The sequence below is a fragment of the Proteus vulgaris genome (assembly GCF_011045815.1).
Taxonomy (GTDB): Bacteria; Pseudomonadota; Gammaproteobacteria; order Enterobacterales; family Enterobacteriaceae; genus Proteus; species Proteus vulgaris_B.
Window position 1 is genome coordinate 3,762,705 of sequence record NZ_CP047344.1, and the last position, 22,715, is coordinate 3,785,419.

Here is a 22,715-nt window from a genome sequence, read left to right on the forward strand (position 1 = left end):
TAGCGATACATCATCCGTAACGATATTCCACGCCAAAAGTTCCACGTGGGTATTCCCATTTTTCAAGCGCACTATCTAAACCAAGAATTCGACACGTTCCACACTCTAAGCACCCTGCATAATCAAAACTGATGGTGCCATCTTCTTGTTTTTTATAAAGACCAGCAGGACAGGCTTTGACTAAAGTTTCCAATACCTGCATATCAGGTTGCTCTTTAACGACGATATGTGGATTTTCTTCATCGACATTAAATTTATTGATGCCTAGTTTGACATCGACATTTACGGGAGAACTCATATTGCTTTTACTCCTTTGATCCCATCTTTGATCAGATTCATCCAACCGACTTTTTTGGTATGACGCATCATGGTTTTACGCATTGGTACAGGTGCTTCACCCGTAACAGTAAAGAGATCTTTCGCGATACCAACGACCATTTCAGGATAAGCAGTAAACATACGAGGATTATCAAGTAGATCAGGCATACGCTGATACGCTTTCATATCGCGTAACGGGCCATCTTCTAAATGTTTTAGATATTCATTAAGTGATTGTTTACTAAAATCATTTTTCTCCATAGCAGAAAGCACCGTTTTTGCAGCCGCTTCACCAGATGCCATCGCTAAATCCATGCCACGGATAGTAAAACCAAGGTTCATACACATCCCTGCGGCATCACCTGCAATTAATACACCATCGCGTACTAATTCGTTTTGCATTCTTAAGCCCGCTTCTGGAACGACATGCGCACCGTATTCCACCATTTTCCCGCCCTCAATTAGCGGCGCAACAACGGGATGCTGTTTAAAATCTTCCAGCATTTGTGGTACTGATTTCTTCGCATCTTTAACATGGTGAAGCCCACAAACAAGACCTAAAGAGAGCGTAGTCTTATTGGTATATAAAAAACCACCCCCCATTAATCCATCGGTAGGTGATCCCGCAAATAACCAAGCTGTGCCTTCGTTATCTTTTAGGTTAAAGCGATCTTTAATCACACTTTCAGGTAATTCGATGATCTCTTTTACGCCTACCGCGACATTTTCAGCCGCAACACGTTTTGTCATCCCTAACTGTTCAGCCAAGATAGAATTCACGCCATCAGCTAAAATAACGGCTTTGGCTTCTAACACATCCCCATCGGCTTCAACGCCAACAATTTTGCCATCACGCTCGACTAACTTATCAACACGAATGCCTGTGATGCATTGCGCACCCGCATTTTCGGCTTGTTCCATTAGCCATTGATCAAACTCACCACGTAATACAGACCAAGAGGCGGTTTTTGGGTTATTTCCTTGTGCATTTTGGTAATCCATTGTCATTGCGCCGGTTTCAGTCATAAACGACAATTTTTCGTGAGTAATAACGCGTTCAACGGGTGCTTCTTGCGCAAACTCAGGAATGATGCGTTCAAGAGTATGTGCATACATACGACCACCAGTTACATTTTTCCCGCCAGCGTAGTTACCTCTTTCTATTAGCAATACTTGTGCGCCTTCCCTTGCTAAAACAAGTGCAGCCACAGATCCTGCTAATCCTGCGCCAACAATAATGGCATCGAAAATATCTTCGGAATCGGACATAACATCTCCAGAATTTGCGATAAACGCAGAGAAGTCACCTTCTCTGCTTAAATAAATCAGTTAGATAATTGGCGAGTTAATGCCGGTAAAATCTTCATTAAATCACCGACAATGCCGTAGTCAGCAAATTGGAAGATAGGTGCATTTTTGTCTTTATTAATAGCAACAATAATTTGTGCACCATTAGCGCCAACCATATGTTGAATTTGCCCTGAAATACCGGCTGCCAAATAAAGTTCTGGTTTTAGCATCAGGTTAGAAATACCGACATAGCGCTCGTGCTCCATCCATTTTTCGTTTTCAGCAACAGGACGAGAACACGCGATTTCAGCACCAATGGCTTTGGCTAATTCTTCTGCAATAACGATATTTTCTTTGCTACCAATACCGCGACCTACACTGACAACAAAGCGCGCTTTATCTAAATCAACCGCATTAATTTCGCGAGGCTGAACTGCATTGCGAATAATGGTTTGAGCTGGGGCAATCCATTCCACTTTTTGTGCATTACCCGTAGCACCTGTTTCTGGTGCAACATCAAAAGCACCTACACTTGCAGTCACTACGCAATAAGCGGTTTTCAGGGTTTCATCACCAAAAGCAAGACCACCGTAAACCATGTGTTTTGTTACTAATGCATCACCGTCTGCTTTTAAAGATTGTGCGTCATTAGAAACAACCGCTTCTAAACGATGACCTAAGCGCGCTGCGAGTAATTTGCCACGACGTGTATTAGGTAATAGCACTAAACCTGCATCACCTTTTTGTTTGATAGTTTCAACCATGCTTTGTGCATAGTCTTCAATAATGCGATCGTCTGGTTTGCCTTCTAATTGGAAAACCGCTGTTGCTCCTAATTTAAAGGCAGCTGCACTTTGTTCGTCATTCAATGTGAATACATTAATAGATTGACCTAATGAAAAAGCGCCACCCATTAATTCTGGTAAACGGGAAAGTGCATCACTAAATACCCAAACAGTTGAAAACTGACTCATAACTCCCCCTATTACTTAAGAATTTTGCGTAAATGTTCTGCCAACTCAGCAATCTGATCGTCACCATCACCTTCAATGATGATGCGTTGACGGACTTTTTGTTTTGGTGCCGCGATTTTTTGCTCTGAACGCGCAGTAATAACATCCAGACCCAAATCGGCAACACTCCATTGTTGAACTGGTTTTTTGGCTGCGCCAAGAATGGCTTTCATCGAAGGGATCTGAGGTGTGTTAATGTCAGTAGACACCGCAATTACAGCGGGTAATGGAATGGTCAGTGTTTCAATTTCATTTTCTAATTCACGTTCAACCGTAATTGAATCATTAGAGAGAGAAACAATGTTATTAATGCCATTTATTGCTGGGATATTTAAAATTTCTCCCACCAGCAAACTAACTTGTTGTGAGCTGAGATCGGCAGAGCCATCGCCACAAAGAATTAAGTCATAACCTTTTTTAGTGACTGCTGCCGCCAGTGCAATCGCCGTTTGGTAGGGTAAAGAGGCTTCAAATTGGTCATCAACTACAACAACTAAATCGTCAGCACCGCGAGAAAGAACATCTTTACGTGCTTTCGCATTTGTCAGTGCTTTACCACCAACACTCATTGCCGTGATTTGAATGCCATCAAGTTGCGTCTTAAGCTGATTAGCGGCTTCAATCGCATTTAAATCATATTGGCTAATTTTGGTATTAGCACGAGAAAAATCCAGCGAACTGTCTGCGCTATTTACCGTAATATCCTGCTCGTCGGGAACACTCTTGTAACATGTAATAATATTCATTACATCTCCTGAAATTAATAAATAATGTCATTTACTCTGGCAATGTAATATAGAATTAACATAATTAAGTGATTAAAAAATTAAACCCAGGTCACCAATATTGAACATTATTAAATAAAGAAGAGATAGCGTTCAATATTGCTAAATACATCACCAATATTGAAATTAATTTTAATTGAAGTGTTCAACTTTCAATATTGCTACTTCGATCAACAATATTGAACATAATAAATATAATGGTATTTAACATTCAATATTGCCACTCAGATCAACAATATTGAAAGACAGAATATAACAAGCCGATTACATACAAAGCAATATTAACAATTATCAATAAGTTACAATGAAAATAAAACGTTATAAAACGTAACATAAAATCGACAAAAAGAATAGTGTGAAGTGAATAACAGAATAGATTTCTTATAATATTCATCATTCTTCATCATTAATGGATTTGTAGATTAGCCAATGACTTTATTTTTCTATTATGATGAATCACCAATAGACAAAATATTCATAAATAAACTTAATTGTTTTATTAGTTATTAAGAATTAACACTACTTAAACTTCTGCGCTAAATATATTTGGAAATTTTACCTATGAGCAAAGATAATAAAAAGGCAGGAATAGAACCGAAGGTTTTTTTTCCGCCATTGATCATTGTTGGTATTTTATGTTGGTTAACAGTACGCGATCTTGATGCTTCAAATGAAGTGATTAATGCCGTATTCAGCTATGTTACCAATGTCTGGGGTTGGGCCTTTGAATGGTACATGGTTATCATGTTCGGAGGTTGGTTTTGGTTAGTCTTCGGTCGTTATGCCAATAAACGTCTTGGGGAAGATAAACCTGAATTTAGTACCGCAAGCTGGATCTTTATGATGTTTGCGTCTTGTACATCAGCCGCCGTCCTTTTCTGGGGTTCGATTGAAATATACTACTACATTTCAAGCCCACCTTTTGGAATGGAAGGTTATTCAACGCAAGCTAAAGAAATTGGCCTTGCTTACAGCTTGTTCCACTGGGGTCCTCTACCTTGGGCAACTTATAGTTTCCTTTCTGTTGCATTCGCTTATTTCTTCTTTGTTCGCAAAATGGAAGTTATTCGCCCAAGTAGCACCTTAACGCCATTAATCGGTGAAAAACACGTTAATGGGATTGTTGGAACTATTATTGATAACTTCTATCTCGTTGCTTTAATTCTAGCAATGGGAACTAGTCTTGGTTTAGCAACACCATTAGTCACTGAATGTATTCAATACTTATTCGGTATTCCTCATACCCTGCAATTAGACGCCATTATTATCTCTTGCTGGATCTTATTAAACGCAATTTGTGTGGCATTTGGTCTGCAAAAAGGGGTGAAGATCGCCAGCGATATTCGTACTTACCTGAGTTTTTTAATGTTGGGCTGGGTGTTTATCGTTGGTGGTGCGAGCTTTATCGTCAACTACTTTACCGATTCGGTCGGTACATTGATGATGTATATGCCTCGCATGCTGTTTTATACCGACCCAATCGGTAAAGGGGGATTTCCTCAAGGCTGGACAGTCTTCTATTGGGCATGGTGGGTTATTTACGCCATCCAAATGAGTATCTTCTTAGCACGTATCTCTAAAGGCCGTACTGTTCGTGAACTGTGTTTAGGAATGGTTTCAGGCTTAACCGCAGGGACTTGGTTAATTTGGACAATTCTTGGTGGTAACACCTTACAACTGATTGACCAAAATATTCTCAACATTCCACAACTGATTGAACAATATGGTGTTCCACGCGCCATTATCGAAACATGGGCGGCATTACCGCTTAGTACAGCGACAATGTGGGGCTTCTTTATCCTCTGCTTTATTGCCACTGTCACCTTAATTAACGCCTGTTCTTACACACTAGCAATGTCCACTTGTCGCTCTATGAAAGAAGGCTCTGAGCCCCCTTTATTAGTGCGTATCGGCTGGTCTGTGCTGGTCGGTGTTATCGGCATCATTCTGCTCGCACTTGGGGGTTTAAAACCAATTCAAACCGCCATTATCGCCGGAGGATGCCCACTATTTTTCGTCAATATCATGGTCACCTTGTCCTTTATTAAAGATGCCAAAGTACATTGGAAAGACTGATCCGCTATACGCAAAGAATGACATATTAAGAGGTTATTAACATGGATTTTAGATTGAATGATGAGCAGGAACTGTTTGTTGACGGTGTCCGCGAATTAATGGCCAGTGAAAACTGGGAAGCTTATTTCGCACAGTGTGATCGCGAAAGTAAATACCCAGAGCGTTTTGTCAAAGCTTTAGCGGATATGGAAATCGACAATCTGCTTATTCCTGAAGAGCATGGTGGATTAAATGCAGGTTTTGTTACTGTTGCCGCAATTTGGATGGAATTAGGTCGTTTAGGTGCACCAACTTATGTGCTTTATCAATTACCTGGTGGCTTTAACACCGTCTTGCGTGAAGGAACTCAAGAGCAAATTGATAAAATTATGGCGTTCCGTGGTACAGGTAAACAGATGTGGAACTCTGCTATCACCGAACCCGGTGCAGGCTCTGACGTCGGTAGCTTACAGACCACTTATACCCGTAAAGATGGCAAAGTTTACCTTAACGGTAGCAAATGCTTCATCACCAGTAGTGCTTATACCCCTTATGTTGTTGTCATGAGCCGTGACTCTGCATCCCCAGATAAACCTATCTTTACTGAATGGTTTGTGGATATGAGTAAACCGGGCATTAAAGTCAACAAGTTAGAAAAATTGGGTTTACGCATGGATAGTTGCTGTGAAATCACTTTCGATAACGTTGAACTTGAAGAAAAAGACATGTTTGGTCGTGAAGGTAACGGCTTTAACCGTGTAAAAGAAGAGTTCGATCACGAACGTTTCTTAGTGGCTCTCACTAACTACGGTACAGCAATGTGCGCTTTTGAAGATGCCGCTCGTTATGCCAACCAACGTGTGCAATTTGGCGAAGCTATCGGCCGTTTCCAACTTATTCAAGAAAAATTCGCTCATATGGCGATCAAACTCAATTCAATGCGCAACATGTTATATGAAACTGCATGGAAAAGTGACAACAACTTAATCACTTCAGGTGATGCAGCCATGTGTAAATACTTCTGTGCGAATGCGGCATTTGAAGTGGTTGATAGTGCAATGCAAGTGCTTGGTGGTGTGGGTATTGCTGGCGAGCACCGTATTTCTCGTTTCTGGCGTGACCTTCGTGTTGATCGTGTCTCTGGTGGCTCTGACGAAATGCAGATCCTGACATTAGGACGCTCAGTGCTTAAACAGTACCGCTAATTAATCACGAAAACTCTCTCATCATTAGGTGAGAGAGTCTTCACTCAACCACTTATGAGGTGACGCTATGACAGAACATTTACCAATGCCACAATTCGGCCCACTTTCAGGGGTTCGTGTTGTGTTTTCAGGAATTGAAATTGCAGGGCCATTTGCAGGACAAATGTTTGCAGAATGGGGTGCTGAAGTGATTTGGATTGAAAACGTTGCATGGGCTGACACCATTCGCGTTCAACCTCACTATCCTCAGCTTTCTCGCCGTAATCTTCATGCACTATCGCTAAATATCTTTAAAGACGAAGGTCGTGATGCGTTCTTAAAATTAATGGAAACAACCGATATCTTTATCGAAGCCAGTAAAGGCCCAGCCTTTGCACGTCGTGGCATTACTGATGAAGTATTGTGGGAGCATAATCCTAAATTGGTTATTGCGCATTTGTCGGGTTTTGGCCAATACGGTGATCCGCAATATACCAATCTACCCGCTTATAACACCATCGCTCAGGCCTTTAGTGGTTACCTTATTCAAAATGGTGACAAAGATCAGCCAATGCCAGCCTTCCCTTATACCGCAGATTATTTCTCAGGAATGACAGCAACCACGTCCGCGTTAGCGGCACTGTATAAAGTTCAACAAACGGGTAAAGGTGAAAGTATTGATATTGCAATGTATGAAGTGATGTTGCGTATGGGGCAATACTTCATGATGGATTATTTCAATGGTGGCGAAATATGCCCTCGAATGACCAAAGGGAAAGATCCGTACTACGCAGGTTGTGGGCTTTACCGTTGCCAAGATGGTTATATCGTGATGGAAGTTGTCGGTATCACTCAAATTGAAGAAATTTTCAAAGATATCGGCCTTGCTCATCTGCTTGGTACACCTGAAGTACCAGAAGGTACGCAACTTATTCACCGTATTAATTGCCCTCATGGTCAATTATTTGAAGACAAATTAGATGAATGGCTAGCAAAACAACCGATCACTGATGTCCTTAAACGACTTTCAGAGCTCAATATTGCCAGTGCCAAAGTACTGACTATCCCTGAGCTTGAAGACAATCCGCAATATATCGCGCGTGAATCGATCACCGAATGGCAAACCATGAATGGTGACACCTGCAAAGGGCCAAATGTGATGCCGAAATTTAAAAATAATCCTGGAAAAATCTGGCGTGGAATGCCATCTCACGGCATGGACACTGATGCGATTTTGAAAAATATCGGTTATAGCGACGAACAAATCAGGGGGCTAGTCGATAAGGGACTGGCTAAAATCGAAAAATAATACCGTTGAATTCAGATAGCGCAAAGATAGAAAGCGCATCTGAACTCATGGCAAAAGAATAGGATAACAGTTTAATGGATGTGATTGGCAAACAAAACTTACGTCAAATGTGGGATGATTTGGCTGAGGTTTATGGCACAAAAACAGCGCTAATTTTTGAAGCCGCACAAGGACAAGTGAGACAATTTAGCTACAGTGAATTAAATGAAGAGATAAACAGAACCGCAAATCTTTTCCATGCTGGTGGCATAAAAAAAGGCGACCACGTTGCCTTACATCTTGATAACTGCCCTGAGTTTTTCTTTTGCTGGTTTGGGCTGGCAAAAATAGGTGCTGTCATGGTGCCGATTAATGCGCGCTTTATGCATGAAGAGAGCGCATGGATAATCAATCACTGCCAAGCCCATTACGTAGTAACACGTGATAATTTCTATCCTATTTACCAACCTATGTTACAGGATGAACAAAATCCTTTAACTCAGTTGTTTTTAATAACAGAAAACAGTCTTCCTACTGAGAAAGGGATTATTGATTTTCTAAAAGAGAAAGCCAAGCATCCTGTTACACTTAATCATCACACTCCATTAAGTGTAGATGATACCGCTGAGATCCTTTTTACCTCAGGTACAACTTCTCAACCCAAAGGCGTTGTTATCACACATTATAACTTACGCTTTGCCGGTTATTACTCATCATGGCAAAACGCATTACGTGAAGACGATGTTTATCTCACTGTTATGCCTGCCTTTCATATTGATTGCCAATGCACCGCATCTCTCGCAGCATTTTCTGTAGGTGCGACATTTGTCCTACTCGAAAAATACAGTGCTAGAGCCTTTTGGAAACAAATTCTTAAGTATCAAGCGACGGTGACGGAATGCATTCCCATGATGATGAGAACGTTAATGGCACAACCGATTTCATCCGAAGAAAAGCAACACAAATTACGTGAAGTGATGTTCTACCTCAATCTCGCAGACGAAGAAAAAGACGCCTTTATTGAGCGCTTTAACGTGCGATTACTCACCTCTTATGGCATGACAGAAACTATAGTTGGTTTAATTGGTGACAGACCCGGTGATAAACGCCGCTGGCCATCAATTGGCAGACCGGGTTTTTGTTATCAAGCTCAAATCAGAGACAAACAAAACCACGAAGTCCCTGATGGCGTTGTGGGTGAAATCTGCGTAAAAGGCGAACCCGGTAAAACCATTTTCAAAGAGTATTACAATCGACCTGATGCCACAGCAAAAGCCTTAGAGCCAGAAGGTTGGTTACATACAGGAGATTATGGTTATCGGGATGATGAAGGCTTTTTCTATTTCGTTGATCGCAGTTGCAATATGATCAAACGTGGTGGTGAAAATGTCTCTTGCGTTGAGATTGAAAATATCATTTCTTCACATCCTAAAATTCAAGATGTCGCCGTAATTGGAGTGCCTGACAATATTCGTGATGAAGCAATCAAAGCCTTTGTAGTACTGGTTGAAAATGAAACCTTGAGTGAAGAAGAATTCTTCCATTTCTGTGAGCAAAATATGGCGAAGTTTAAAGTCCCTTCTGCCGTTGAATTTAGGGAAGGCTTACCACGTAATTGCTCCGGAAAAGTGATTAAAAAGCATTTGAAATAAGGCATAGGTAGGTTCAACCACAACTTAATAACCTCAATCATAAATGCTTATTTTTGATGATGAAAAGGAATACAACATGAGCCAATCATTACACTTAACAACACGTGGTTCAGTACTTGAAATTGTATTAGATAGACCAAAAGCCAATGCTATTGATGCGAAAACCAGTCATGAAATGGGAGAAGTTTTCCTTCGTTTTCGTGATGATCCTAGCTTACGTGTCGCGATTATTACTGGTGCAGGCGAACGCTTTTTCTCGGCAGGATGGGATTTAAAAGCAGCGGCTGAAGGTGAAGCTCCTGACGCTGATTTCGGTGCGGGCGGTTTTGCTGGTTTAACCGAGCTTTTCAATCTAGATAAACCTGTCATTGCAGCGGTTAACGGCTATGCTTTTGGTGGTGGATTTGAATTAGCACTCGCTGCTGACATGATGGTGTGCTCAGACAACGCTTCTTTTGCATTACCTGAAGCACAGCTGGGGATCGTGCCTGACAGCGGTGGTGTACTGCGTTTACCTAAGCGTTTACCACCTGCGATTGTCAATGAAATGCTGATGACAGGCCGTCGCATGAATGCGGATGAAGCATTACGTTGGGGCATTACAAACCGTGTTGTGAGCTCTGCACAATTAATGGATAGTGCTCGTGAACTCGCAGACCAAATCGCTAATAGCGCCCCACTGGCCGTTGCAGCATTAAAAGAGATCTATCGTGCTACCAGTGAGCTTTCTATTGAAGAAGGCTACAAATTAATGCGCAGTGGTGTATTAAAACATTACCCAAGTGTTCTCCATTCAGAAGATGCCACAGAAGGGCCACTTGCCTTTGCTGAAAAACGTGCCCCTGAATGGAAAGGACGGTAATTATCTAGTATTTCGATAATACAACAAAGAGGAAAACGGATGAGTATCTATGCGTTTGAAGGTCTTGTTCCTGTGGTACACCCAACCGCCTATATTCACCCATCGGCAGTATTAATTGGTGATGTAATTATAGGCGCAGGAGTTTATATCGGCCCTTTAGCCTCATTAAGAGGTGATTATGGACGCTTAATTGTCGAAGCAGGTGCGAACCTTCAAGACGGTTGTATCATGCACGGTTATACCGATATGGATACCATTGTTAGAGAAAATGGGCATATTGGACACGGTGCCATTCTTCATAGTTGTATTATCGGGCGTGATAGCTTAGTCGGCATGAACAGCGTGATTATGGACGGCGCAGTGATTGGTGAAGAAAGCATTGTAGCCGCAATGAGTTTTGTAAAAGCGGGTTTTCAAGGGCAACCTCGCCAAATGTTAATTGGCAGTCCTGCCAAACATTTCCGTGATATTACTGAACAAGATATGGAATGGAAACGGATGAACACTCGAGAATATCAAGACTTAGCGGTACGCTGTCGTCAAAGCTTAGTCGAAACTACGCCTTTAACAGCACCTGAACCTAATCGCCCACGTTTACGAGGCACAACAGAAGTGAAACCGAAAGGTCAGTAGCAAACAGCGACAGGCGTTATTCGCGCCTGTCGTCATTATTTTTTTAGCCTACCACTTAATAAGTCACGTTAGCGTCGTTGTGATTTTGATAACATCCATTGCCATTTTTGTTCATGGTTTAATCCATGAGGGATCATCGCTGCTAATTTCTCAGGAGAACTTTGACTACTTTTACCCTGAACATGGCCCTTTAAGCGTGAATAAAGTTGAGGATCGATATGACTCACTTTGATCATTCGTTGGCACTGACATCCTCTACCTTCTAACTGATTAGGGACACTTTTCGTTTCACATTCGATTTCTTTTACATCAGAAAGAATATAAGAAACGATATTAATCGCATTGCATTGAGGAATATCGAATTTTGTTGCAATTTCTTTCGCACTTACCCAACGCTCTTGCGCTTGAACCCAGTCAGCAATTGATAGATAAAGTGGCTTATTCATGTATTCTTCGCACATATTTACTCCAGTATCACAAATAAAGTTTTATTTATCGCTAAATAGAGATAATAACTGTATATGTTAATTATCATTGCACCGCGGAGTATCGGTTTTCCCTGTTAATCTGGTAAGTTAACAACCCCATCAATATAATATTTAGTTTATCTTTAACAACCAAACTCTTTAATTAACACACCTGTCACAATTTGTTATTTTATTATTAAAGCCAAAGCAATAACAATTAAACTGAGTAAAAACAAAAAATTAATTAAATATTAAAATATAAAATAGCTTTTAGAGAAAAATAACAACTCATTGATAAATAAACTATTTTTTCAAAAAAAATAAAAAATAGATAGATTATATTAATAATCCACTTATAGACTAAGATTATAGTAATAGATCTAAATTTAGATTGCCAGAAAGGTGGCTTATTATTAGATGTAAATCAATATTCGTTTATTTTAAGCCATCAAAATCTAGTTATTAATACATTAGTAAAAGTGAAGATTAATATCTTAAATATCCCAAAATGGATAAATTAAGTGCTATAGCACTATAGCACTTAGTCTCATATTATTAATTTGATTATAAAAAACGACGTTCAAATGCGGTTTGCCAATCATCTGCAAACCTATTTACTGCATCATCGACAACTGGTGAACGAATAATAGAATAAGCAAGTTCAATCGGTAATGTCACCGAAGAAGCGCCAGCTAATAAACAATCAACAACCTGACGGGGTGTTTTAAAGCTCGCAGCGAGGATTTTTGTGGGTAAATTATGCATGGTAATCAATGTTTGTAACTCTTTTACCACTCTTACCCCATCAGATCCTTGTCTATCCATTCGGTGAACATAAGGCGCAATATAATCTGCCCCAGCTAAGGCTGCCATTAATCCTTGTGAGACACTGTAAATCGCGGTACCTAATACCAGCATATTTTTTTGTTTTAATTGTTTAATGGCGACAAGTCCCGCTTCAGTAACTGGGATTTTAATCACGGTATTATCTGCAATATTGCCAATACGTAATGCTTCTTCAATCATGGTATCGACATCACTGGCAATGACCTGAGCAAATACTCGGCCTTTGCCTCCCATGGCTGCTTTTAATTCAGGTAACAGTGTTTCAATATCTTGTGCCGATTTAGCAATAATAGACGGATTGGTAGTGACACCTGCAATAGGAAGAACTTGAGAGAGTTTTCTGACTTCTTCGATATCCGCTGTATCTAAATAGATTTCCATAATCGCGCCTCAATGATGTGGTTTTTAAGCTAAATAATTATAGGTATAACGTAGAAAGTAGCATTGTGAGCGAAGGATTTCTAGTCGATCCAATAAAAATAGCGCCCACACAAAGGCGCTATTGATTAAATTTCAATAATAGATGTCTATTATTTTTATTTAACAAATAAAGAATTATCAATCTAAATTTAAGATTTTAATTTAATATCCAAGATCGGATTATATTTAAGATGGAATAATATATATCCAACATTCTTATTGATATTAAAAAATAATTTTAATTAACTTGGTTATTTTTTAAACTCAGCATCAATAACTTGATAAAAAGCATTACCTGTATCAGCAATATCCCAAACACCTAAAATAATCTGATAACCAGAACGCTCTGGTATATTACAATTTATCTCTACGGTTTCCTTTGGTATTTTACCATTATCATCTTGTTGGCAGAATGGTATTAAATCAAAATCAGCACGAGTCAGTGGTTTATTAACATCCCACTCTGGTTTAGTAATAAAGAATCGCCATGATTCTGTACTGTGCTTTGCAGTTAATGTCCATTTAAAGGTATTTTCTCCACTTTTCATTGCTACTTTATGCCAACGATCAGCACTTTGTGCATTTAACGCAGAAAAAGCCTCTTTGCCTCCACTGGCGATTTGACCATCTGCTGGACCACCTTCAGGGAAACCTTTAAGTCCTTCAATAGATTGAGGCTCATACTGTATTGGACCACAGTTTTTATTTAAATTGCCCCCTTTTGATGAACAAAGGAAAGCTCTACTGGGGGGAACATCAATATATCCATGCTTTAATGTTACATCGGCTGACGCTGTTGAAACAAAACCCGCTGATGATAATAATAACGTTGCAGTAAATACCATAAGTTTATTTTTCTTCATAATAAAACCTCATAATTATTAATAAGTATTTTTAAATATCATGATTGCGTTAATCACATTAGATATTAGTCAAAAAAAGACAATTTAATATGTGTTTATTTATATTTGTGAGCGATGTCGCTATTTAATTTAATATTAAAACGGGAATAAAACGCCATATTAATATTAATTAGATGATGATTTATTATTGAAACAATATATTAAATTATTTTTTAATACTTTATTTTACACATTATTAAAAGCATTCAAATTATCAAGATAAGATAAAAACAACCCAAATGAGGCAAAAATACTACCTCACCGGATTGTATGTTTTAGATATATATTTTAATGAGATTACATTCTATCAATGTACAATCGTAAACGATGTTCTCTTGTAACAACGATGTGTTAGTGTAAACGAACTTTCATTGAGTCAAGAACAGTAATTTTGCTGGTATTCTTGTTGATAGTTACATCTTCCGATAATACTTTTACATTGACTTTTCCTGTATCCCGAGCCAATAAAGCGTAGCTATAGCCAGCTCTGGGTTCAAAACGAGATACTTTATGTTGATTGTTATAATCAAATACAGCGACATTTTCTTGAACTTGATCTATCCTCGTGCCTTGTTTCCCAAGATAAGTTATTACCGAACGTTCAAACTCACTTAATGTACCAATCAAGTCATTATTATGATTTCCTGATACCGATAAATTCTTACCCGACAGGGCTCTAAAGCTGTGTTGTGTTGTGCTCACTCCTTGAATACCCGTTTTCCAGCTATCGTCGCCGGGTTTTTGTCCGGTATGAACTGCATAAAATTTTTCTTTATCTACAGCGTATTGCATCGTACAGCCACTTAAAGCTCCTGACGTAATGACAATAGGTTTCTTCTCCTGAATATCATCCAACTGGATGCTTATGCCCACACTGCCTGATCTACCATTCGTAACATAAATAGCGGTTAGATCATCAAAAAGTGTTTTGCGCCCCCAATAAGTTCCTACTGTTCCAACACCAGGCTTTTGGGACGTAACCTGAGAACCTCGGAAGATATGAACTGATTGGTATAAATCACCGCCTCGTTTCAATAATTCCGGACTATACTCTCTTAACACAGGATTATGCTCAACTGAATCAAATCGACTGATAGCGAATGGCAATGTCGCCTCAGAACTTTCTTTATTACTCCCCACAAATAATCCACGATTTCGTAACGGAGTAATAGATCCCTTTTGTAGCTTCATATCATCTGATGCGAAAAGAAGAGAGAAACTGCTATTAGGCATTCGCCCATCAGGATCATGTAACGTCACGGGGTTATTACGCACCATACGATATAAATTTAGCCCATCAATCGTACCTGCGGGATCGGCACTTAACCAACGACCAATCCACGGCTGATAATAACGGTAACCGTAGTAATACATTCCTGTTGAATCTTTTTCTTTACCCGAATAACGAATAGTTTTGTAATCGGCTTCTACCGCATTTTCACTCGACCAAATCGCAGTCCCGCCATAAGGGTAATACTCTTCATAACTGACTAATTGTCCTTGACCATCGGTTTCTAATCCGCTATTACCCATACCGTCATCATAGTTATAACGCAGTGAATTATTTTCAATCCCTTTAGGCGAACCGATTTCCCAACACAATGCTCTCACACCAGCTCTTGTTCCTGCGTTTACTTGCGCTACAATATATTTTTCTGCCACCGGATCTTCATTCACTTCCCATATTTCAATATTCGGTAGATAATGCGTCGTAACTTTTTCTAAATGGCCATAAGCTGCTTTACGCCCCCGTATTTTCGTAACACGTTGCCCTGTATTATTGTATTGGTAAGTTTCACCTTCATATAAAAAACCACTCTCTATTACCTGATTTGTGGCTTTCAGATGATTACGTTCATCCCAAATAATGGCATCACCATTGAGAAGCTTGATTAAATTACCACTCTCATCAAAATAGCTATCCACCTTTTTAGGATCTTCACATTGTGATTTTAATAAGGCTCGATTGGTTTTATTTGAAACAACGATATCTTGAGTAAAGCTTTGTTGTGCAATTGAAGAGTTATGTCGGATCTGCGTTAAATTACCACCGCGATCATAAGCGTATAACCGCGTATAATTGGTATAGCTTTGTGTATCTTTGACTAATGTGGTAATGAGCTGAGATTGCATCGCCGCGGGTGTTTGCTGATTTGCTGATTCTCGTCCTGTCGCACTCACTAATTGATAGAGTGAGTCATATACATAACGATTTTCAGGCACCACTTTCTGATTACGCCAGTAGCGAGTCGCTTCAGCATCATTTTTCAAACAAATAATATTACCAACAGGATCGTACTCATAACGCAGATCTTGCATGATCTTCGCCCCTAATGCATGACCTTGAAGACGTGCTGTTTTAATATGCAATAAACGCTGGGTTTCAGGCTCATACTCATAAGTCGTCACCAAACCATTACCCTGCTCTTCACGTAATTTTTGTCCTGCGGCTGAATAAGTTAATGAACGTAAAATAATTTGTTCTGATTGTCCTTTTAGCGTAAGCCAAGACTGCTTAACAAAACCCGCAATATCATAAATCATGCGACGTTGGTGCCCTTTGCAATCCGTTTCAGTTAATACTGTTCCCGTGGCATCATAGGTATATTGTGTGGTGTATTTTTCTGAATTTTCTATTTTAAAAACGTCATTATTTGAACTCAAATCAATCTCTCTTCCAAAATATAATTGTTGCGTTTCAGATAACACACCACCTAATAATGAAAAACTATCGGCTGTTTTCTTTCCTGCGATATCAAAGTGTTCAATGCATTTTCCTACCTGATTTTTAGTAATAAACTCATCCCAAGCTTGAGCCCACTTAAATTTCTGCACCACTCTAGTGCGATTTTCGCCTAGCTTTCCTTCTTTAATGTTATCTAAATTTCGCTCAAAACGTGGATCGGTATATTCATAGATTGTGACGGTTCCTTTGGCATTAATCTGTTGTAAAATCGCACCCTCAATATCATTGAGATTAAAGCTATTCCCATTATCAACACCTTGTGAAAGTGATAACGCTCCCCCTAAACTAACTGTTTGCTGAATATTAGATTGAACAGTTGAATCGGATTGCTGGGCTTCATACAATCTTGCATCAATACTGTGTTCTAAATAACCGCGAGCATGATAATGGTGACGAGTAATACGCTCATCCGTTTTATTTATTGTGTCAGGATGACGACAATAACTAATTTCACGAATGGTTGATCCGCGATTATCATGAACCACCACGGTTGGGGTTCTTGTGTTTAATTGTTTGATTGTCATGTTTTTATAATTCCTTAATTGATTTTCTTTTTACGATCTAATTCATGGCTATTACGCTGATCCTTTAAGGCTAATATGTCAGCAACCGCTTTTTTATCGGTGTTGCATTTCTCCAATATCAACATTAAACGTGCCACATAATCAGGATAATCCCCCCACACTTGCACATTAAAAAATGGTGCAGAGCACGGGTGTAACAAATGCGCAGGAACAAATTTATCTGGCGCTTTAACGATGATTGGGGGAGTTTTGCTGCAACTGGATAACAGCATCAGGCACAGGCTCATTAGCGCAAGGCGTTTGAACCAAAATCTGCCGTAACTCTTGGCGTATAACATGATTTTCTTCCTCTAAAGCTTGTTGCTCCTTTTGTTGATGTATAAGTGTTTCAGAGACTTTTTCCGTTTGTTCATGCCATTGCACTAATTGTGATTGCAATGTGCGTTGTTGATATTCAAGCTGACTATTTTGTTCAGAAAGTCGATTTATTTGGTTATATTGATAACGAATAACCAGTAATGTGATAACAATAATTATTGCCACGCCACCTTTAACACCCAAGCGTAAAAAAGTACTTATGTTCATGGATTTGCCTCTCTACAAAGCTCGTAATGGGGACCATCACGAAATGAAACCCAATCTCCTCCCCAATTAATTCGAACATTCAATTGATAAGCAGCTTTTTTCATCGCTTTTGATACCGACTCAAATGCTGACCAATTTTGCCAAGGGATCGCATCATTCACTAAGGGCACAATATCAACGGCATGCCCTGTTAAATGACGGCTATTAAGTGTTTTACTTTTACCCTCCTTCATTAGCTCTTTTTGTCGAGCTAATGAACGTACCCCTTCAATAATAACGAAATCATATTCACTAAATGTCAGCGCCAAATTAACCACTCGGACTAAATCCTGATCCACTCCTTCTAGATTTTTTTGGCTACGTTGACTCAATGTATATATGCTCATTTAGGCTCCTTAAGGTTATTCACACCAAAAATACGGTTCCACAACCAAATTAAAGTTGTGCTACCCATTGAGCCAAAAAGTCCTGCAATCATGTAAGACATATAACGACTTGCCCCACTTTCAAAACTTAATAACCCTCCTAATAATCCTGTAAAAACAGAGATCACGACTTGGCTGGTGATACCACACCAAGACCACTTAATTTTTTTCTGCCTAATTTCCATTAAATACCTCACGACACCTCCCCAGGCTGAAAATCCACCGATAATCATCCAAGCCAGCGCATCGCTTTCTGATGGGATCGCCACTAGCATAATAAAATTCCTAAATTAAGCGGATTAAGCGACACCGCCAATTAACCCGCGTTGATAGGCAATAAATAACTTACATTAGAGTGTCATTTTCATCTTCATGGACCACAAACCAAGGTGTTACTATCGTATTACGCTGATAGTTTTTTGCCGTATTCACTCGATATAAGCGACTTAATGCATCGTAATAATGGGTATCTGCAAAACGATTCGGTTGTGCAGAACTATCGGTGATATAACGCCAATCATTGAGGAAATAAGGCTGATAAACACGCTTTACATTTCCTTGATTGTCATATTCTGTTTCACCTGAGATAGCCCAACGTGTTGTGGTACTTTTTTGCTGTACCTGTTGTGCACTATCAACTGCTAATATCCCTTTTTCATCGCGCAAGAAAGCGTCTCCAGCTTCAACTCTCACGGAAGTTTGCAATAAACGACCAAAACCATCGCTAAAAGCAATTTGTTGGCGAATTTGCTGTTGTGGATCGCTGTCATAACGGTCGGTCATAATTTGCAGTGCATGCGGTGGTAATTTTGAAGATGTGGACATCCAACTGTCAGTGATATAAACAAAACCTGTTGCAATAGGCAGTGTTGATGTCAACGCTAACGCATCATTAATCGTTGTCGACATCATAAATGGCTTATCGCTATAACCGCTTTGCTTGCCATTTTCGCTACCTGAAAAACGTGTTGTCGTTACTCGCCCAAAACCATCAAACATGACTTGATGAATATTTTCATTTGCATCCGTCATTGAATTAGGTGACAAAAAGCGCCAATCATAAGTAAGATGGAAATCTTGTATATTGAGCGGAGACTCTTTTCCCATTAACACACAAAATTGCTTATCCCATAATAAGTTATACTCACAAGATAAGTTAGATTGCTTATAAATAAGCGGCTTATAAAATTGCGCTAATGAGCCATATTGGGTAATGCCTAATAGTGGTTTCACCCATAACGTATTGCCTTTTTCTGTTTCATCCGCAAACAAATACGCTTTTTGCTGATAACCCGCATTTGTTATCACGTCATTCAGTGCTAAATCGGGATAAGGTTGTGAAATGACGTTGGCGGTTTCTTCATCTAATTCTGCACTTTCGCTATAGGCTAAACGAGCTGGAAAATCAGGCTCTAGCAATGTGCCACCTCCATTGACATCCATATAAGCCAGCTGTTGTTGCCTAACAAATACTGATTTTTGTGTCAGTAAATTATTGGTGGCTAATAGTGCTTCGACACTTAACCCCTCTTTAGGCTGCTTTTCTGCTCCATATGTCCAAATATCTTGGCGACTTGTTGCTATAACACTTAGCTGATAAACCTGTCTTTCAGGGTGATTAATATGATGACAAGTTTGACGTGATAAACCTAAACGCAGTGTATTTTGTTGCTCATCATAACTGGATGCCCATAACGTCTCTGGCAAGCTTTCATAATGCTGATAAGGGTTTTTCGTGCCTTTAACTCGTCTTGGGTAATCAATAGAAACGGTTTTAGAAACAAAACCATAACTATCTTGTTCTAAGATGATTTGTTGATGACAAACAGGATCAGTCGCAATACGCTCATAGTGATATTCACGACTTTCTACTACAGAAGGCATCACTACAGGTGAGCGCCCTTGTATTTCAATTAGACGTACTTGAGGTCGCTGTTCTGTGACAGCATAAGGCACATTAGAAATAACAGAACTGTCTAGTCCATAGACCTCTTTTCGAAGTAATTGACCTTGCAATCCACGCTCAAGCCAATAGCCTTGTTCTTGACGCACTGTGTTATTACAGATCTTTTCAGCGCTTCCTTCACCTTGTGTAAAACGTGGTGAGAAATGAGGAAATGCACCATTATCGCCTTGCCAAAACTCGTTATAAAGCTGAGCATCAACAATAGATTTACCCGTTAAGAACCATTGGCGGGTTAACACACTTGGTGTTTTATCCGTCGTATTTTCTTCACTTTTAAATGATTCAGCGTTCGTAGCTTCAACACAGCCAAAACCACGAAACTCTTTTTCTTTACCGTCCCAGACACCATAACGATAATTAAAAGTTTGTGTTAACTGGCTTTGTGTAATTTCATCAACCGTGTCAATTTTCCAAAGCGTATGCAAAGGGAATGGTAAATGACTTACTACATTATCTTTCTTTTGTTGTTGCCGAGTTAATTTTTCATCCAAACCATATTGGGCAGAACTACGGTAGTGTAATTTTTGGAGTAGCCCCATATTGTTATTAATAGAGGTTAATAACCACGGTTTGTTATTTTGCAAAGAAAGAACCCAATGTTGCGGTGTTGGATAAGATTTTGTTAGTAAAATACTGGCAATACCTAAACCTTGAACGTCCGCTACTTGCAATTGGCATTGATTATCAAAACGCACATCTTTAGGTAATGGGATATCATCACCACGTACAAATTGGTTACCACTTTGGTTAAAATAAACTTCTAAATGAGTAGATTGGGCATAAATGATATCAGTTGTACCACTACCATCTAAATCGGCTAAATAGAGCTGGTTAGGATTAAATTTAAGGCGATCTGCCGAAAATCCCGAAATAGTGATTGGTTTGCTAAATTTACCCTCACCGAGATGAATCCAACAAGTTACTCCTTGATAATCCACTTTAATTAGATGTTGTTGTCCAGAGCCCAAAACATCACTAAAGGCGACTAAAGCACGACGATTAATATTCTTAATCGGCAAGATCACCCCTTCAGTCTGCATTATCTCTTTACTTTCTTTCCAACCTTGCGCTGAGCCAGCATAAAGACGAATACTACGAGGACCAATCAAGGCGAGATCAGCAAAACCACTGCCTGTTAATGAGGTAATTTCAGCTCTAGGATGAAAATATTCCACAGGTATGGCACCAAGTGGCACAAAATTAAGCCAATTCTCTGCTTTAGTGTCATCCTGAATGTAATAACCGTTTACATTACCTTGTGTGACTAACCATTCTAATTTGCCGTCACCCGTAATATCAGTCAGCGTTGCTGAGCCACGTAACGATGGAATAACAGGGAGTTTTTTAGGGTTATCCCATGTTATGGCATTAGGATTTTGCTTATCTTCTTTTCTCATTGGTGCGCGATACCACCAAGCACCACTGTCTTGATACAACACACCCGCAAGCCCTTCCCCTAATAAATCAACATATTGATAAGGCTGTTGTGGTGTAAAAGATCTGAGTTCATCCAGTGATTGCCATAATGCTTGTTTCGTTGTACCGACTTTTTGCCAATCAAATTTTACAGGGGGCAATGTTATTAACGACTGTGTATCTTTATTATCGTTAAAAGCCGATTGTTGTGCTGAAACTAACACCGTACCCGATGCTGACTCATCATAAGTAAGCGTTAATCGAGCGACTAATTCTGGTGTTTCCGCCAATGCTGTTTGTTTTTCTAAACTTTCAATACGGTGATACATCAGCACTTGACGGCATAAACGACGAGTGCGGACTTCAAAACCGTAATGGAAAAGCGAAAAACAGTCTTTACGCAGTGTCCAGTCTGAATTGCTCTGCCATTGCGGATAAGAGGCTAATGCACTGTTACGCTCACCGTAATCAAACACTAAAGTAAATAAAGCATTTTTCGGTAATGTATTATCGCTTTTAGTACAGGAGAAAGCGCGTTCACCCACAGGATTACCGTAATACACTTTCTCTAAATAACGTTGTGTATTGGCATTGCTATGTGATTGAATTTCTTGTTTATCACAACCTTTTTCATCTTCAGCACAATAGTGATATTCAATTTGTTCACCCATTGCTGAAACCGAAGCATTGAGGTTCCATTGCGCAATATGCTCGCTGTTTTGGCTATCCACGATCTGTGCTGTGGTTTCATAACCAAATAAGTGAACCTCACCATTTGCACTCAACATCACCCAAAATTGTTTTGGTGTATTAGCAGAAGTATTAGCCTCATTTAATGACCAACATTCAAAACGACTAAAGCTTTTTTCAATACGAGAACGGTAGGTTGTGACTTGGTATTGATGTGCAAGTTTTACGCCTAATAATGTATTACGTTGAGTGTTTTCAATGTCGCCCTTTTTATTCAAAACAGGCACAATCACTTCACCTTCTGGCCCAATAAACTCATCTTGTGAAGAATAAGATGGCACGCCTTTTGAAGTACGACGACGAATAGACATCACACCCACAGACCAACCGAAACCAAATACCCCATTGCCTGCTTGATTTTGATACGTCAAACCTAAAGAAGGAGCATAACCACGACCTTGGCTAATGGGTAATGGTAAGCTAAAAGTCGCTGCACCATCAGGACCTACGGCGCCCATATTGCCGGTTAATCCTGTAACTGCACCACCACCTTTTGGTAAATTCGGCGCATCAAAGGTTAAATTCTCTGAATTTTGCATGTAGAACTCCTTACAGGCTCCCTAAGGAGCCTGTAATTAATTAAGATTT

Annotated in this window: 19 protein-coding genes; 6 read left to right on the plus strand and 13 right to left on the minus strand. The window is 39.6% G+C overall.

The window, feature by feature from the left end:
• Window positions 1-10: 10 nt before the first annotated feature.
• The 4 genes from fixX to fixA are packed head-to-tail and all read right to left on the minus strand — an operon-like array spanning window position 11 to window position 3,367.
• Window positions 11-298, minus strand: coding sequence for a ferredoxin-like protein FixX (gene fixX, locus GTH24_RS17685; RefSeq protein ID WP_023582978.1), 288 nt, complete (start codon window positions 296-298; stop codon window positions 11-13).
• Entirely contained in the window at window positions 295-1,587 is a 1,293-nt protein-coding gene (gene fixC, locus GTH24_RS17690) for an FAD-dependent oxidoreductase FixC (protein WP_072069075.1), read from the minus strand. Before fixC ends, fixX begins: the two co-directional genes overlap by 4 nt.
• A gap of 56 nt (window positions 1,588-1,643) precedes the next feature.
• Window positions 1,644-2,582: an FAD-binding protein gene (locus tag GTH24_RS17695; protein ID WP_072069076.1), complete on the minus strand. Its 939-nt coding sequence runs from the start codon at window positions 2,580-2,582 to the stop codon at window positions 1,644-1,646.
• An 11-nt stretch (window positions 2,583-2,593) separates the two neighbouring features.
• Complete coding sequence (fixA, locus tag GTH24_RS17700) at window positions 2,594-3,367, minus strand: putative electron transfer flavoprotein FixA (RefSeq protein WP_115350253.1); 774 nt, start codon at window positions 3,365-3,367, stop codon at window positions 2,594-2,596.
• A gap of 600 nt (window positions 3,368-3,967) precedes the next feature.
• On the opposite strand from fixA, the gene caiT reads away from it, so the two are divergent.
• The 6 genes from caiT to caiE all read left to right on the plus strand — a co-directional run bounded on the left by caiT (window position 3,968) and on the right by caiE (window position 11,080).
• On the plus strand, window positions 3,968-5,482 hold the full coding sequence (gene caiT / locus GTH24_RS17705) for an L-carnitine/gamma-butyrobetaine antiporter (protein WP_072069078.1): 1,515 nt from the start codon (window positions 3,968-3,970) through the stop codon (window positions 5,480-5,482).
• Between the two features lie 41 nt (window positions 5,483-5,523).
• Window positions 5,524-6,666, plus strand: a complete 1,143-nt coding sequence (gene caiA, locus GTH24_RS17710) for a crotonobetainyl-CoA dehydrogenase (protein ID WP_023582983.1) — start codon at window positions 5,524-5,526, stop codon at window positions 6,664-6,666.
• Between the two features lie 67 nt (window positions 6,667-6,733).
• Complete coding sequence (gene caiB / locus GTH24_RS17715; RefSeq protein ID WP_072069079.1) at window positions 6,734-7,954, plus strand: L-carnitine CoA-transferase; 1,221 nt, start codon at window positions 6,734-6,736, stop codon at window positions 7,952-7,954.
• Between the two features lie 74 nt (window positions 7,955-8,028).
• The gene (gene caiC, locus GTH24_RS17720) at window positions 8,029-9,585 is read left to right on the plus strand and encodes a crotonobetaine/carnitine-CoA ligase (protein ID WP_072069080.1); all 1,557 of its coding nucleotides are present in this window, start codon (window positions 8,029-8,031) and stop codon (window positions 9,583-9,585) included.
• A 76-nt stretch (window positions 9,586-9,661) separates the two neighbouring features.
• On the plus strand, window positions 9,662-10,447 hold the full coding sequence (caiD, locus tag GTH24_RS17725) for a crotonobetainyl-CoA hydratase (protein WP_115350255.1): 786 nt from the start codon (window positions 9,662-9,664) through the stop codon (window positions 10,445-10,447).
• Window positions 10,448-10,486: 39 nt separating this feature from the next.
• A complete protein-coding gene (gene caiE / locus GTH24_RS17730) occupies window positions 10,487-11,080 on the plus strand; it encodes a carnitine operon protein CaiE (RefSeq protein WP_072069082.1) in 594 nt (197 codons plus the stop codon).
• Window positions 11,081-11,148: 68 nt separating this feature from the next.
• Here the strand turns inward: caiE and caiF are convergent, their stop codons facing one another.
• The 9 genes from caiF to GTH24_RS17775 all read right to left on the minus strand — a co-directional run bounded on the left by caiF (window position 11,149) and on the right by GTH24_RS17775 (window position 22,666).
• A complete protein-coding gene (caiF, locus tag GTH24_RS17735) occupies window positions 11,149-11,541 on the minus strand; it encodes a carnitine metabolism transcriptional regulator CaiF (protein ID WP_072069083.1) in 393 nt (130 codons plus the stop codon).
• Window positions 11,542-12,111: 570 nt separating this feature from the next.
• Entirely contained in the window at window positions 12,112-12,774 is a 663-nt protein-coding gene (fsa, locus tag GTH24_RS17740) for a fructose-6-phosphate aldolase (protein WP_072069084.1), read from the minus strand.
• A gap of 290 nt (window positions 12,775-13,064) precedes the next feature.
• Window positions 13,065-13,676 (minus strand): lytic polysaccharide monooxygenase, encoded by a 612-nt coding sequence (locus GTH24_RS17745; RefSeq protein ID WP_164526770.1) that lies wholly within the window; start codon window positions 13,674-13,676, stop codon window positions 13,065-13,067.
• A 390-nt stretch (window positions 13,677-14,066) separates the two neighbouring features.
• Window positions 14,067-16,985 carry a cytotoxic necrotizing factor Rho-activating domain-containing protein gene (locus GTH24_RS17750; RefSeq protein ID WP_164526771.1) on the minus strand — a complete coding sequence of 973 codons (2,919 nt, stop codon included), beginning with the start codon at window positions 16,983-16,985 and terminating at the stop codon, window positions 14,067-14,069.
• A gap of 14 nt (window positions 16,986-16,999) precedes the next feature.
• Complete coding sequence (gene lysC / locus GTH24_RS17755) at window positions 17,000-17,257, minus strand: Rz1-like lysis system protein LysC (protein ID WP_164525802.1); 258 nt, start codon at window positions 17,255-17,257, stop codon at window positions 17,000-17,002.
• Complete coding sequence (locus GTH24_RS17760) at window positions 17,214-17,570, minus strand: DUF2570 domain-containing protein (RefSeq protein ID WP_072069087.1); 357 nt, start codon at window positions 17,568-17,570, stop codon at window positions 17,214-17,216. Before GTH24_RS17760 ends, lysC begins: the two co-directional genes overlap by 44 nt.
• Window positions 17,567-17,956, minus strand: a complete 390-nt coding sequence (locus tag GTH24_RS17765; RefSeq protein ID WP_164526772.1) for a M15 family metallopeptidase — start codon at window positions 17,954-17,956, stop codon at window positions 17,567-17,569. Before GTH24_RS17765 ends, GTH24_RS17760 begins: the two co-directional genes overlap by 4 nt.
• Window positions 17,953-18,270: a phage holin family protein gene (locus tag GTH24_RS17770; protein ID WP_072069089.1), complete on the minus strand. Its 318-nt coding sequence runs from the start codon at window positions 18,268-18,270 to the stop codon at window positions 17,953-17,955. Before GTH24_RS17770 ends, GTH24_RS17765 begins: the two co-directional genes overlap by 4 nt.
• Window positions 18,271-18,340: 70 nt before the next feature.
• Window positions 18,341-22,666: a SpvB/TcaC N-terminal domain-containing protein gene (locus tag GTH24_RS17775; RefSeq protein WP_164526773.1), complete on the minus strand. Its 4,326-nt coding sequence runs from the start codon at window positions 22,664-22,666 to the stop codon at window positions 18,341-18,343.
• Window positions 22,667-22,715: the final 49 nt, after the last annotated feature.

What these genes read in the sequence shown, in the direction of transcription:
- GTH24_RS17695 (WP_072069076.1), bottom strand. Translation starts at nt 2,582, where the DNA reads ATGAGTCAGTTTTCAACTGTTTGGGTATTTAGTGATGCACTTTCCCGT.
- caiD (WP_115350255.1), top strand. Translation starts at nt 9,662, where the DNA reads ATGAGCCAATCATTACACTTAACAACACGTGGTTCAGTACTTGAAATT.
- caiE (WP_072069082.1), top strand. Translation starts at nt 10,487, where the DNA reads ATGAGTATCTATGCGTTTGAAGGTCTTGTTCCTGTGGTACACCCAACC.
- fsa (WP_072069084.1), bottom strand. Translation starts at nt 12,774, where the DNA reads ATGGAAATCTATTTAGATACAGCGGATATCGAAGAAGTCAGAAAACTC.
- caiA (WP_023582983.1), top strand. Translation starts at nt 5,524, where the DNA reads ATGGATTTTAGATTGAATGATGAGCAGGAACTGTTTGTTGACGGTGTC.
- fixX (WP_023582978.1), bottom strand. Translation starts at nt 298, where the DNA reads ATGAGTTCTCCCGTAAATGTCGATGTCAAACTAGGCATCAATAAATTT.
- caiB (WP_072069079.1), top strand. Translation starts at nt 6,734, where the DNA reads ATGACAGAACATTTACCAATGCCACAATTCGGCCCACTTTCAGGGGTT.
- caiT (WP_072069078.1), top strand. Translation starts at nt 3,968, where the DNA reads ATGAGCAAAGATAATAAAAAGGCAGGAATAGAACCGAAGGTTTTTTTT.
- GTH24_RS17750 (WP_164526771.1), bottom strand. Translation starts at nt 16,985, where the DNA reads ATGACAATCAAACAATTAAACACAAGAACCCCAACCGTGGTGGTTCAT.
- lysC (WP_164525802.1), bottom strand. Translation starts at nt 17,257, where the DNA reads ATGCTGTTATCCAGTTGCAGCAAAACTCCCCCAATCATCGTTAAAGCG.
- fixC (WP_072069075.1), bottom strand. Translation starts at nt 1,587, where the DNA reads ATGTCCGATTCCGAAGATATTTTCGATGCCATTATTGTTGGCGCAGGA.
- GTH24_RS17745 (WP_164526770.1), bottom strand. Translation starts at nt 13,676, where the DNA reads ATGAAGAAAAATAAACTTATGGTATTTACTGCAACGTTATTATTATCA.
- fixA (WP_115350253.1), bottom strand. Translation starts at nt 3,367, where the DNA reads ATGAATATTATTACATGTTACAAGAGTGTTCCCGACGAGCAGGATATT.
- GTH24_RS17760 (WP_072069087.1), bottom strand. Translation starts at nt 17,570, where the DNA reads ATGAACATAAGTACTTTTTTACGCTTGGGTGTTAAAGGTGGCGTGGCA.
- GTH24_RS17775 (WP_164526773.1), bottom strand. Translation starts at nt 22,666, where the DNA reads ATGCAAAATTCAGAGAATTTAACCTTTGATGCGCCGAATTTACCAAAA.
- caiC (WP_072069080.1), top strand. Translation starts at nt 8,029, where the DNA reads ATGGATGTGATTGGCAAACAAAACTTACGTCAAATGTGGGATGATTTG.
- GTH24_RS17765 (WP_164526772.1), bottom strand. Translation starts at nt 17,956, where the DNA reads ATGAGCATATATACATTGAGTCAACGTAGCCAAAAAAATCTAGAAGGA.
- caiF (WP_072069083.1), bottom strand. Translation starts at nt 11,541, where the DNA reads ATGTGCGAAGAATACATGAATAAGCCACTTTATCTATCAATTGCTGAC.
- GTH24_RS17770 (WP_072069089.1), bottom strand. Translation starts at nt 18,270, where the DNA reads ATGCTAGTGGCGATCCCATCAGAAAGCGATGCGCTGGCTTGGATGATT.